The sequence below is a fragment of the Streptomyces sp. NPDC047017 genome (genome assembly GCF_040644175.1).
GTDB lineage: Bacteria > Actinomycetota > Actinomycetes > Streptomycetales > Streptomycetaceae > Streptomyces.
Genome location: NZ_JBEYVW010000005.1, coordinates 17978 through 30034, shown reverse-complemented (window position 1 = coordinate 30034; position 12057 = coordinate 17978). Strand labels below are relative to the sequence as shown.

Genomic DNA, 12057 nt, shown 5'->3' with positions numbered 1-12057 from the left:
CGGTCCCCGGCCGGTACCGGCGGGGTGCCGTGTAGTACGGCTCCGCGTAGTACGGCCCCGCGCTTCCCGTCGTTCAGCGACCGCCCACCGGGTCACTCGTCTCCCGTCGTTCAGCGACCGCCCACCGGGCCACTCGTCGCCGCCGGATAGCGGACCCGGTGGCACAGGGCCGGGATCTCGCCCGAGGCGAGCTTCGGCATGACGGCGGGCAGTTCCTCGAACGCGCACTCCCCCGTGATCAGGGCGTCCAGCGCCGGGTCGGCGAGCAGGTCGAGCGCGAGGGCGAGCCGGTCGCCGTACGTACGGCCGCCGCGGCGGGCCGGGGAGACGGTGCCGACCTGGCTGCCGCGGATGACCAGCCTGCGGGAGTGGAAGTCCTCGCCGAGCGGGAGGGAGACCTTGCGGTCGCCGTACCAGCTCAGTTCGAGGACGGTGCCCTCGGCGGTGAGCAGTCCGAGCGCGCGGGTGAGGCCCTGCTCGGTGGCGCTGGCGTGCACGACGAGGTCGCAGCCGCCGAGCGCCTCCTCGGGCGTGGCGAAACCGACGCCGAGCGCCCCGGCGACCTCGGCCCGCCCGGGGTCGGTGTCGACCAGCTCGACGCGCACGCCCGGGAACCGGGCGAGGAGCGCGGCCACCGAGCAGCCCACCATGCCCGCCCCGACGACGGCGATCCGGTCCCCGATCAGCGGCGCGGCGTCCCACAGCGCGTTCACCGCGGTCTCCACGGTGCCGGCCAGGACGGCCCGCCCGGCGGGCACGGCGGACGGCACCGGGGTGACGGCGGCGGCGGGGACGACGTAACGGCTCTGGTGCGGGTACAGGCAGAAGACGGTCCGCCCGGCCAGGCCGTCCGGGCCCTGCTCCACCACGCCCACGTTGAGGTAGCCGTACTTCACCGGCCCCGGGAAGCCGCCCTCCTGGAACGGCGCCCGCATCACGTCGTACTGGCTGACCGGCACCCGCCCCTGGAACACCAGGGTCTCCGTGCCCCGGCTGATCCCGGAGTACAGGGTGCGCACCACGACCTCGCCGGGTGCCGGGCCGGGCAGGGTCACCTCGCGCAGCTCGCCGTGTCCGGGCGAGCCGAGCCAGAAGGCGCGGGCCGGGCTGTCCATGGCGGGGCCTCCTGAACGGTCAAGGCGGTGGGCCCGTACCGACGGGTGCACGGGCCGCGCACAACGTACGCGGCGTCGATCGACTCTGTCACTCGGCCGGAGGGTGTGCGGTGGCCCTGAACGACACGTACGAGGCGCGGTTCGTCCAGCAGGAGCCGGCGGTGGGGGCGGGGGCGCAGCTCCTGCTGCTGGCGCTGCTCGGCACGGCGGTCGGCATGGGTCCGGCGGGCTGGGCGGCGGGCCTCGCGTGCGCGGTGGGCACCTGGGCGGTGCTCTCCCGGGCCCTCGCCCGGTCGCGGCCGCGCGCCTTCGGCGCCGCCAACCGGGTCACCCTGGGCCGGGCCGCGCTCGTCGGCGGGGTGACGGCGCTGGTCGCGGACTCCTTCGAGGGGTCGCCGCCGGTGGCGGTCCTGGCCGGGCTGACGGCGGTGGCGCTGGTACTGGACTGCGTCGACGGGAAGGTGGCCCGCCGCACCGGCATGGCCACGCCGCTGGGCGCGCGTTTCGACATGGAGGTCGACGCGTTCCTGATCCTGGTGCTCAGCGTGTACGTGGCGGCCGGGCTCGGCCCGTGGGTGCTGCTGATCGGCGGCATGCGGTACGCCTTCGTCGCCGCCGCCCACCTCCTGCCGTGGCTGCGCGCGCCGCTGCCGCCGAGCACGGCCCGCAAGACGGTGGCCGCGCTCCAGGGCGTCCTGCTGCTCCTGGCGGGCACCGGCCTGCTGCCCCGCCCGGCGGCCCTGGCCGTGGTGCTGCTGGCGCTGGTCCTGCTGGCGTGGTCGTTCGGGCGGGACGTGCGGTGGCTGCGGCGGACCGCGCTGTCCTGACCGCCACCGCGCCGGACGAAGGACACGAAGAGGGACCGGCCGCCTCCCGCGCGGCCGGCCCCTCGTCCCGTGACGCCCCTGCCCGGACGCCCGGCCTAGGCGGCCCTCCTCCCCCGCTCCCGGTGCGCGCGGACGATCTCCGCGTACCGGTGGCCGCTGCCCTTGATGGTGCGGGTCTGGGTGGCGTAGTCGACGTGGACGAGGCCGAAGCGCTTGTCGTAGCCGTACGCCCACTCGAAGTTGTCCAGCAGCGACCAGGCGAAGTAGCCGGCCAGCGGGGCGCCCTTGCGGGCGGCGGAGGCGCAGGCGGCGAGGTGGCGTTCCAGGTAGTCCCGGCGCTCGGGGTCCTCGACCGTGCCGTCGGGGCGGACGGTGTCCGGGAACGAGGAGCCGTTCTCGGTGACGTAGAGCTTGCGGGCGCCGTACTCGTCGGTGAGGCGCAGCAGCAGGGTCTCGATGCCGCTCGCGTCGATCTCCCAGTCCATGCCGGTGCGCGGCACGCCGGGGCGGCGTACCGCGCGGGCGTGGGGGGCCGGTCCTTCGGGGTCGTCGGTGACCGTGGCCGGGAAGTAGTAGTTGAGGCCGAGCCAGTCCAGCGGGGCGGCGATGGCCTCCGCGTCGCCCGGCCGCTCGGGCAGCTCGACGCCGTACACCTCGCGCATGTCGGCGGGGAAGCCGCGGCCGTGCACCGGGTCCAGCCACCAGCGGTTGACGTGGCCGTCGTGGCGGCGGGCGGCGGCGTGGTCCTCGGGGCGGTCGGTGGCGGGGTGGACGGTGGAGAGGTTGTTGACGATGCCGATCCGGGCGCCCGGCACGGCGGAGCGGATCGCCTGTACGGCCAGTCCGTGGCCGAGCAGCAGGTGGTAGGAGGCGCGGACGGCGGCGGTGAGGTCGGTCAGGCCGGGGGCCATCTTGCCTTCCAGGTGACCGATCCAGGCCGAGCAGGAGGGCTCGTTGAGGGTGGTCCAGTGCGTGACGCGGTCACCGAGGCGGTCGGCGACGACCGAGGCGTAGGCGGCGAGGCGTTCGGCGGTGGCCCGCTCGGGCCAGCCGCCCCGGTCCTGGAGGATCTGCGGCAGGTCCCAGTGGTAGAGCGTGACGGAGGGGGTGATGCCCGCCGCCAGCAGGCCGTCGACCAGTTCGTCGTAGAAGGCGAGGCCCTTGCGGTTGACCGGGCCGTCGCCGCCGGGTATGACGCGCGGCCAGGCGATGGACAGCCGGTAGGCGTCGGTGCCCAGCCGCCGCATCAGGCCGATGTCCTCGCGCCAGCGGTGGTAGTGGTCGCAGGCGGTGTCGCCGTGGTCGCCGTTGTCGGTCTTCCCGGGCGTGTGCGAGAACGTGTCCCAGATGGACGGCGACCGGCCGTCCTCGGCGACGGCGCCCTCGATCTGGTACGCCGAGGTGGCCGTGCCCCACAGGAAGTCGTGCGGGAGCGCGGCGAGGTCGATGGTCACGGGGGTCCTTTCCGAGCGGGCGGGGTCGGTCACTTCACGGCTCCCGCGGTCAGTCCGGCGACGAGGTAGCGCTGCAGCAGCAGGAAGCCGGCCACCACCGGGACGCTGACGACCAGCGAGGCGGCCATGATCTGGTTCCAGTAGACGTTGTTCTGCGTGGAGTAGCCCTGGAGGCCCACGGCGAGGGTGCGGGTGGTGTCGTTGGTCATGACGGACGCGAAGAGCACCTCGCCCCAGGCGGTCATGAAGGCGTAGACGGCGACGGCGACGATGCCGGGGACGGCGGCCGGGACGACGACCCGCAGCAGCGCGCCGAGCGGCCCGCAGCCGTCCACCAGCGCCGCCTCGTCGAGGTCGCGCGGCACCGAGTCGAAGTACCCGATCAGCATCCAGATCGAGAACGGCAGCGAGAAGGTGAGGTAGGTGAGGATCAGTCCGCCGCGCGAGCCGAACAGCGCGATGCCGGTGGCGTTGCCGATGTTGACGTAGAGGAGGAACAGCGGCAGCAGGAAGAGGATGCCGGGGAACATCTGGGTGGAGAGCACGGTGACGGTGAAGACGCGCCTGCCCCGGAAGGTGTAGCGGCTGACCGCGTACGCCGCGAAGACGGCGATCACCACCGAGCAGACCGTCGCCGTGCCCGCCACGATCAGCGAGTTCACGAAGTAGCGGGCGAGCGGGACGGTCGACCAGATGTCGAGGTACGGGCGGAAGGTCACGTCGCCGGGCAGCCAGCGGAACGTGCCGGTGACGTCCGCGAGCGGCTTGAGCGAGCTGGAGAGCATCACGTACACCGGCAGCAGGACGAAGCCGGTGAGCAGGGTGAGGAAGATCCGCCGGGACCACAGGAAGGAGCGCGGCGGCGCGGTGGGGGAGGCGGGCGGTCTGGGGCCTCTCGTTTGGATCATGCGGGGCTCGCGGGCCCTGGCGCCGCGCCTCGCCGCGTTGTCGTCGGTTGCCGTGGCTCCGCCATGACGCCCTCCTCCGCCTTGCCATGCACGGCGCCGGACCCCGCTCCCTGATCCGGCATGATCCAAACGAAAGACCCTAGGCATCGGAGGTCCTCCGTCGTCCGCGGGAGGTGAGGATCAGGTAGCCGCCGGTGACGGCCAGCAGGAACAGGAGCAGCAGCACGGACATGGCCGAGCCCGTGCCGAAGTCCCAGCTGACGAAGGACGCCTGGTAGATGTGGACGGAGACGAGGTCGGCGGCCTCCGGCGCGGCCCGCCCGAACAGGACGTACGGCGTGTTGAAGTCGTTGAACGTCCACAGGAACAGCACCAGGACCAGTACTTGGTTGACCGGGCGCAGCGACGGCAGGGTGATGCGGCGCAGTCGCTGCCACAGGCCGGCGCCGTCCAGCGCGGCGGCCTCGTACAGCTCGCGCGGGATGTTCTGCAGTCCGGCCATCACGATGAGGAAGGCGAACGGCCAGCCCTTCCACACCGACACCGTCAGCAGCGCGACGAAGCTGTTGTCTCCGATCAGCCAGAAGGACCGCTCGCCGGTGAGGTGCAACTGGTCGTGCAGGACGTGGTTCACCAGGCCGTTGTCGCGCTGGAACATGAACACCCAGGTGATGACGGCCGCGTAGACGGGCAGCGCGTACGGCACCAGGAACAGCGCGCGCAGCAGGCCGCGGCCGCGGAAGGCGTCTTGCATGAAGACGGCGGCCGCGGTCCCGGTCAGCCAGCACAGGCCGACCGAGAGCAGGGTGAAGGCGACGGTGACGAGGAAGGAGTGCAGCAGGGCCTCGCCGACGGGGGCGTCGAAGTCCACGGACACGTGGTAGTTGCCGAGGCCCGCCCAGGGGGCCGTGCCCCAGTCGCGGATGTAGGACTGGGTCAGTTCCTTGAAGCTCATGACGATGCCGATCACCATCGGCACCAGATGGACCAGGAGTTCGAGGAGCAGGGCCGGCAGGAGCAGCAGGTAGGGCAGGGTGGCGCGGCGGAGCCGGCCGGGCGCCGCCGCACCGGGCGGGTTCGTGGGCGCGGCCGGTGTGGCCGCCTTCACCGGGGAGGTGGTGGTCATCTCGTCCATGCTCACTTGGCGGGCATCTGCTGCTGGGCCTTGAGGAGCTTGGCCTTCACCGCGTCGGCGGTCACCGCGCGGCCGGCCGCGGCGTCGGCGAACAGTTCCTTGACGGCCGTGCCGACGGTCGTCTCGAACTGCGACTCGGCGGCCACCTGGGGCAGCGGGGCGGCGCTGGTGACGAGGGTGTTCTTCAGGACGGCGTTGTCCCGGGTGGTGAAGGCGGGGTCCGACTGGGCCGACTTGACCGGCGGGATGGAGCTGTACGCCTTGTTGAGGATCTTCTGCTCCTCGTCGCCGGTCATGAACTTCACGAACTGCGTGGCGCCGTCGAGGTTGTGGGTGTCCTTGAAGACGGCGAGGTTGATGCCGGCGACCATCGAGTCCACCTGGGTGCCGCCGCCCGGGGTGCCGGACCGCACGGGCACGGGGGCGACGCCGTACGCGTCCTCGTTCATGCCCTGCGACTTCAGGTTGGCGGAGGCCGTCTGCCACAGCAGCATCGCGGTGCGGCCCTTGGCGAAGTCGCTCACCGACTGGTTCTGCGCGTACTCGGCGTTGCCGGGCGGGATGACCTTGTCCTTGGCCATCAGGTCGACGTACTGCTCGACCGCCGCGACCGCGACGGGGTTGGCGAAGTCGGGCTTGCCCTCGGCGGTGAAGAAGTCGGCGCCGTGCTGCTTGGCGAAGACGAAGACGTGGTGGATGTTCTCGGAGACGTTGGCGCCCTCGGCGCCGAGCACCTGCTTGCCCTTGGCCTGGATCTTCTTCCCGTCGGCGACCAGTTCGTCCCAGGTGGCGGGCGGCCCCGCGATCCCGGCGTCGGCGAAGATCTGCTTGTTGTAGTAGAGGGCGTACGCCAGTGAGTACAGCGGTACGGCCGCCGGGTCCTTGCCCGGCACCCCGGTCGAGCCGAGGGCGGCGGCGACGAAGCGGTCCTTGCCGCCGATCTTCGCGAAGTTCGCCGCGTCCCACGGCAGCAGCGCGCCGGTCGCCTGGAGGGAGGCGCTCCAGGTGTTGCCGATGTTGAGGACGTCGGGTCCCTGCCCGGAGGTGGCCGCGGTCAGGATCCGGTTCAGCAGGTCCGGCCAGGGCACGACCTCCAGTTTCACCTTGATGCCGGTCTGCTTCTCGAACTTGTCGAGTTCGGGCTGGAGGACCTTCTTGTCGACCTCGACGCCGGCGCCCTGGTTGGAGGCCCAGTACGTGAGCGACTCGGGCGAGTCGTCCGACCCGCCGCCCGTAGGCGAACCGCCCCCGCAGGCCGAGGCGCCGAGGGCGAGAGACAGGGTGACGGCGCCTATGGCCGCCGCTCGGATGCTGCGCATGGCTGCTGGTGTCCCTTTCCGGCGTCGAGGACCGTGAGGAGGACTCGGCGGGCCGAACTCGGCGAGGGGTCAAGCGTGTTCGACTTCCGAAGACGTGCGGTGCCTCCTCATGGCTTAATTTAGGACGTGAGTTAAACCTTCGGGGGGAGGTTCGTCAAGGGATATGGCGGGGGAAGGGGAGGGTGGGGGCGAAGCTTGAGGGTTGAGGGGCTGGGCGGGGGCGGTCCCCCTGCGCGGAGGGCAGGGGGACCGCCCGGCCCGGGTGGCGCCCGGCCGGGCCGACGGGCCACCAGCCGGGCCACCGGCCGGGCCGACGGGCCACCGGCCGGGCCGACGGGCCACCGGCCGGGCCGATCGGCGTTCGACCGGCCCGGCCGGCCCTGGGGCGGCTGCCGTCCTGTCGGCTGTCCGGCCGTGGGGCGGCCGCTGCTCTGTCGGCTGTCCGGCCGTGGGGCGGCCGCTGCCCTGTCGGCTATCCGGCCGTGGCCGGGGTGTTGCCGTAGCCCGCCGGAGCCGTACCGCCCGCCGGAGCATTGCCGCCCGCCGGGGCATTGCCGCCCGCCGGGGCGTTGCCACCCGTCGCGGCCTTGCCGTTCGTCGCGGTGCCCGGGACGGGGGCGTAGCCCGCGGGCCGGGTGGTGAAGGTGCCCCGCCCCTGGGTGCGGCTGCGCAGCCGGGTGGCATAGCCGAACAGCCCGGCCAGCGGAACGGTGGCGGTGACCACCGCCGTACCCGCGCGGCCGGTCTGCCCCGAGACCCGGCCGCGCCGTGCGGCCAGGTCACCGAGCACGCCGCCGACGGCGTCCTCGGGAACGGTCACCGTCACCTCGACGACCGGCTCCAGCAGACGCAGCGCGCACCGGCGCAGCGCCTCGCGCAGACCGAGCCGCCCGGCCGTACGGAAGGCCGTCTCCGAGGAATCCTTGGGGTGGGTCGTCCCGTCGGTCAGCGTGACGCGCAGTCCCATGACGGGATGGCCGCCGAGCGGCCCCTCGGCCAGGGCGTCCCGGCACCCGGCCTCCACCGCGCGGACGTACTCGCGGGGCACCCGGCCGCCGACGACGCCCGACCGGAAGGCGAAGCCCTCCTTGTCGACCTTGTCGACCTTGTCGACGGGTTCGACGTCGAGCGTCACCTGTGCGAACTGCCCGGCGCCGCCGTCCTGTTTGACGTGCCGGTACAGCACCCCGCTCACCCCGTGGACGACGGTCTCGCGCAGGGCCACGCGGGGCCGCCCGACGGTGACGTCGATGCCGTGCGTCCGCCGGAGTGCCTCGACGGCGACCTCCAGGTGGAGTTCGCCCATTCCCGACAGCACCGTCTGCCCGGTCTCGCCGTCGGTGCGCACGGCGAGGGACGGGTCCTCCTCGACGAGCCGGGCGAGCGCCGACGCCAGCGGGCCGGAGTCGGTGCTCCTGCGGGCCTCGACGGCGACGGAGACGACCGGCTCGGCGACACCGGGCGGTTCCAGGACGAGCGGGGCACCGGGATCGCACAGGGTCGCCCCGGCCCGGACCGACTTGAGTCCGACCACGGCGACGATGTCGCCGGCGAGCGCGCGGTCGAGGGGCGCCTGCCGGTCGGCCTGCACGCGCAGGATCCGTCCGACGCGCTCGGTACGGCGTGCGGTCGCGTCCCACACGGTGGCTCCCTTCTCGATCGTTCCCGAGTACACCCGCACATAGGTCAGCCGTCCCGTGGCGGTGGCGTTCACCTTGAAGGCGAGCGCGGCGAACGGGGCAGCCGGGTCAGCGGCCCGCTCCTCCTGCCGGGTGCCGTCCCGGCCGTGGTCCCGGCTGTCGTACCGGCCGTCGCGGGTGCCCCGCACGGCCGGTACGTCGAGCGGGGAGGGCAGGTACGCCACGACGGCGTCGAGCAACGGCTCGATCCCCCGGTTCCGGTAGGCGGACCCGCACAGCACGACGACTCCGTCTCCGGTACGGGTCAGGTCGCGCAGCGCGGAGACCAGGGTGGCCGTGGTGAGCGACCCGCGCTCGCAGAACTCCTCCAGGGCGGCGGGGTGGCGTTCGGCCACGGCCTCTTCGAGGACGCGGCGACGGACGGCGGCCTCGGCACGGCACTCCTCGGGCACGGGCACGGGCACGGGCACGGGCACGACGGCGAGACCATCACGACCCTCGTCATGGCCCCCGTTCCACATCAGGGCACGCATCCGCACGAGATCGACGACGCCCCGGAAGCCGCCCTCCGCCCCGATGGGTGACTGCACGACCAGCGGGGCGGGGTGCAGCCGCTCCCGTACGGAGGCCACGGCGGCGTCGAGATCGGCCCCGGCCCGGTCCATCTTGTTGACGAACGCGATCCTCGGCACTCCGTGCCGGTCCGCCTGCCGCCACACCGACTCGCTCTGCGGCTCCACGCCCGCGACGGCGTCGAACACGGCCACCGCCCCGTCGAGCACCCGCAGCGACCGCTCCACCTCGTCGGCGAAGTCGACGTGCCCGGGGGTGTCGATCAGGTTGATCCGGTGCCCGTCCCAGGCGCAGCTCACGGCCGCCGCGAAGATGGTGATCCCGCGCTCACGCTCCTGCGGATCGAAGTCGGTCACGGTCGTACCGTCGTACACCTCGCCCCGCTTGTGCGTCACGCCGGTGGCGTACAGGATCCGTTCGGTCACGGTGGTCTTGCCGGCGTCGACATGGGCGAGGATGCCGAGGTTGCGGATAGAGGCAAGGGGATTGACGGAGGTGCGCACGGCCCAGGGCCTTTCGAGATGATCCGGAAAAGGGCAGCGCGATTTCCCGCACGAGGACACCCCGGACAAGGCCGCCCCACATGGCGGCCGGCCACCCGTAGCAGCGGTGAATCAGATCCTCGGCACGGACATCCGGCACCGGCCGCGCAGCGGGCGCCGGACGAACGGGGACACGAGGATCACGTCGAACCGGGACAGGGGGAGCATGGCAGCAGCGGCACGGACGCGCACGGCTGGTCTCCCCTCACTGGTCACGGTGTGCGCGCCGCCACCGGCCAGGTGGGGCACGCGAGTTGTCGACGAGTCTAGAGACCCGCCCGAACACCGGACAGCGAATTTCGGCGGCACTCCGGTCCGGCCCGGAGGACAGTGGACAAGGAACTGCCCGGCCTGTTAGGCAGTGCGTACGAGAAGTCGATCACCTGGGGGGACCGGGCCAGTGCATCCGAACCGAGCCGTGCGTCGTACGGCGCCGATACTGCTGGCGGCGATCGCCCTGACGGCCTGCTCGTCCGGGCACGACGACGCGTCGGCCCCGCCCGCCGCCACGGGGACCGCGTCCTCGTCCGCTTCGTCCCCGGCCGCCGCCCCTTCCTCGCCCGTTCCGAGCCCGTCCGCCACGTCGGGCTACCCGACCACGGACGCCGCACCGGGAGCGGACGTCCCGGCGGTCCGTGACTCCTTCGCCGTGCTCCAGGCCACGTACAACGACGGCTGCACGACCCCGGGGAACTGCGAGTACTTCCTCAACCGGGTGGTGGACAACCTCGACGACCTGTACGTCTCGATGAAGGCCGGCCCGAAGACCCCGAGCCACTTCGCCACTCCCGTCTCCGAGATCCACTCGATGCAGGAGTCCTTCGGCGGCGATTTCTCCTTCCCGAACCTCAAGCGACACCAGAAGCTTCTGCTGAGCACGCGCGACCGGGTCAACACGTGGATGCAGTCCCATCCGGAGGACTATCGCTGAGGTCCGCCATCCTCACCTGCTCACGGTAGGGGCGGCTGTCCCGACAGGCGTGTTGTCCCGACAGGCGTGGCGCCCCGTCAGGCCACCGGCTCGGGCCGGACGGCACTGCCTGGGGAGTCTCCAGCTCGGGGCCAGTCTTCCCGGGCGCCCTCTCGGCGTTCTCCGTCATCCGCCCCGGCCTGTCGGCCGCAGCCGCTGGCCCGTGTCCTGGCCTCGATGTCGTCCTCACCTCCGCGAGCAGGCTTCCTCGGTGTCACCCTCGGTCGCCGAGCCGGGGTCCGGTGGCTACGGGTGAGCCGGACGGCGAAGAGGAACGCGGGCAGGAAGCGGGGCGAAGGCATCGTCGGTGCCTCTGAACTCGTACCTGAAGGTGTCCCTCGTCCCCGATGCTGCAAGCCGTGGCCCGTGGCTGGTACCCCGACCTCGCGCCCCGGCTCGTCGCCCGCGCGGAAGCCCTCACCGGTGTTCGCCCACCCGACCCGGTGAGCTACGAGGTGAGGATCTGAGAGGTCACGTGGTTGGTCGCGCCACAGCCCGGGAAAACAGAAAGACCCCGGATCAACTGGGGTCTCTGCTGGTGTCCGAGGGGGGACTTGAACTCTCCACTCGGGCACCAGCTCATTAGTTAGCTAAACTGGGAAAACATGCCCCGGAGTGCCCATTCTTGACGGACTGGACTGGATTGGTCATGCGTACCCCCTGTTTCAGGCTGTTTCGGACCGCTGTTGGTCATGGGCTGGTCACGTTGCCAGCCGCTCAGCTCAGGTCAGAGACGCCACCGCGTCGGCGATGAGCGAGCGTGCCGCTGCCCCCCTCACACCCCCCTGTGAGAGTCGCTCGAAAGCTCGGGTGTACAGCTCGACCTGGCTGGGCTGTGTGAGCGTGGAGGCAGCATCGAGGGTGTCTGCATGGACCCGTTTGGTGTCGAAGATCGTGAAGGTCGGCATGGGCCACACCGTCCGTAGCTCCGAAAACGGGACGATGCCCACGGCGACGTTCGGAAGGTCCATGATGCCGAGCAGGTGGCCCAGCTGGGCTGCCATGGTTTCAGCGCTGCACAGGCGATAGCGCAACACCGCCTCTTCCAACACGAATGAGAACCGGTGCCCACCGTTGTACAGCACCTCGTTACGCCGCATGCGGGCCGCCGCGGCGTCGCTCACGTCGTCCGGTGTTCCTCGGAAATCCGCGATGGAGGTCAGCAGGGCGGTGGCGTACCCCGCAGTCTGAAGGAAGCCAGGGATCACGTCGGACACGTAGACGCGAAAGGTCTTGGTTTGTTGGTAGAGGTCGCCGGTGCTCTCCTGGAGTCGCCGGAGGCCGGTCCGCTGGAGTCGCTTCCACTCCACATGCGCTTCCGCGGACTGCCGGTTGGTCGCCACCAGATCCGGAGCCTGGCCCTCGGCATCGCAGGCCCGGCACCACGCCCTGATATCCGCATCGGACGGAGGCGTCTTGGCGTTCTCGATCCGGGACGACTTCGATTCCGACCAACCGCACCTGACGGCCAGCTCCCGCCCACTGATCCCCGCGTCCTTTCGGATCTCGCGTAGTCGGCCGGCCAGGGCTTCGCGGGCCTTCTGAACACGTGAGGAGGGGTGCGGAGGCATGGA

The 12057-nt window shown here is 71.8% G+C and carries 9 protein-coding genes; 2 read left to right on the top strand and 7 right to left on the bottom strand.

Translation table 11 applies throughout. From position 1 onward, the window contains the following. Positions 1-110 precede the first annotated feature (110 nt). Positions 111-1115, bottom strand: a complete 1005-nt coding sequence (locus ABZ858_RS09955) for a zinc-binding alcohol dehydrogenase (protein ID WP_361374602.1) — start codon at positions 1113-1115, stop codon at positions 111-113. 110 nt (positions 1116-1225) lie between these two features. Between ABZ858_RS09955 and ABZ858_RS09950 the strand changes: the two genes are divergently transcribed. Continuing rightward, positions 1226-1942, top strand: a complete 717-nt coding sequence (locus ABZ858_RS09950) for a CDP-alcohol phosphatidyltransferase family protein (RefSeq protein ID WP_361374600.1) — start codon at positions 1226-1228, stop codon at positions 1940-1942. 95 nt (positions 1943-2037) lie between these two features. Here the strand turns inward: ABZ858_RS09950 and ABZ858_RS09945 are convergent, their stop codons facing one another. From ABZ858_RS09945 to fusA, 5 genes are all read right to left on the bottom strand, one after another. Next, on the bottom strand, positions 2038-3396 hold the full coding sequence (locus ABZ858_RS09945; RefSeq protein WP_361374598.1) for a GH1 family beta-glucosidase: 1359 nt from the start codon (positions 3394-3396) through the stop codon (positions 2038-2040). A gap of 29 nt (positions 3397-3425) precedes the next feature. Beyond that, the gene (locus tag ABZ858_RS09940) at positions 3426-4304 is read right to left on the bottom strand and encodes a carbohydrate ABC transporter permease (RefSeq protein WP_361374596.1); all 879 of its coding nucleotides are present in this window, start codon (positions 4302-4304) and stop codon (positions 3426-3428) included. Between the two features lie 139 nt (positions 4305-4443). After that, complete coding sequence (locus ABZ858_RS09935) at positions 4444-5430, bottom strand: sugar ABC transporter permease (protein WP_361374595.1); 987 nt, start codon at positions 5428-5430, stop codon at positions 4444-4446. Between the two features lie 11 nt (positions 5431-5441). Further along, positions 5442-6758: an extracellular solute-binding protein gene (locus ABZ858_RS09930; protein ID WP_361374594.1), complete on the bottom strand. Its 1317-nt coding sequence runs from the start codon at positions 6756-6758 to the stop codon at positions 5442-5444. A 472-nt stretch (positions 6759-7230) separates the two neighbouring features. Then, on the bottom strand, positions 7231-9474 hold the full coding sequence (gene fusA, locus ABZ858_RS09925) for an elongation factor G (protein ID WP_361374592.1): 2244 nt from the start codon (positions 9472-9474) through the stop codon (positions 7231-7233). A 439-nt stretch (positions 9475-9913) separates the two neighbouring features. On the opposite strand from fusA, the gene ABZ858_RS09920 reads away from it, so the two are divergent. After that, positions 9914-10444, top strand: coding sequence for a hypothetical protein (locus ABZ858_RS09920; RefSeq protein WP_361374590.1), 531 nt, complete (start codon positions 9914-9916; stop codon positions 10442-10444). 761 nt (positions 10445-11205) lie between these two features. Here ABZ858_RS09920 and ABZ858_RS09915 read toward each other — a convergent pair. After that, a complete protein-coding gene (locus ABZ858_RS09915) occupies positions 11206-12054 on the bottom strand; it encodes a helix-turn-helix transcriptional regulator (protein ID WP_361374588.1) in 849 nt (282 codons plus the stop codon). Positions 12055-12057: the final 3 nt, after the last annotated feature.

Coding starts and splice junctions, on each gene's coding strand:
- ABZ858_RS09915 (WP_361374588.1), bottom strand. CDS start 12,054: ATGCCTCCGCACCCCTCCTCACGTGTTCAGAAGGCCCGCGAAGCCCTG.
- ABZ858_RS09935 (WP_361374595.1), bottom strand. CDS start 5,430: ATGACCACCACCTCCCCGGTGAAGGCGGCCACACCGGCCGCGCCCACG.
- ABZ858_RS09930 (WP_361374594.1), bottom strand. CDS start 6,758: ATGCGCAGCATCCGAGCGGCGGCCATAGGCGCCGTCACCCTGTCTCTC.
- ABZ858_RS09940 (WP_361374596.1), bottom strand. CDS start 4,304: ATGATCCAAACGAGAGGCCCCAGACCGCCCGCCTCCCCCACCGCGCCG.
- ABZ858_RS09955 (WP_361374602.1), bottom strand. CDS start 1,115: ATGGACAGCCCGGCCCGCGCCTTCTGGCTCGGCTCGCCCGGACACGGC.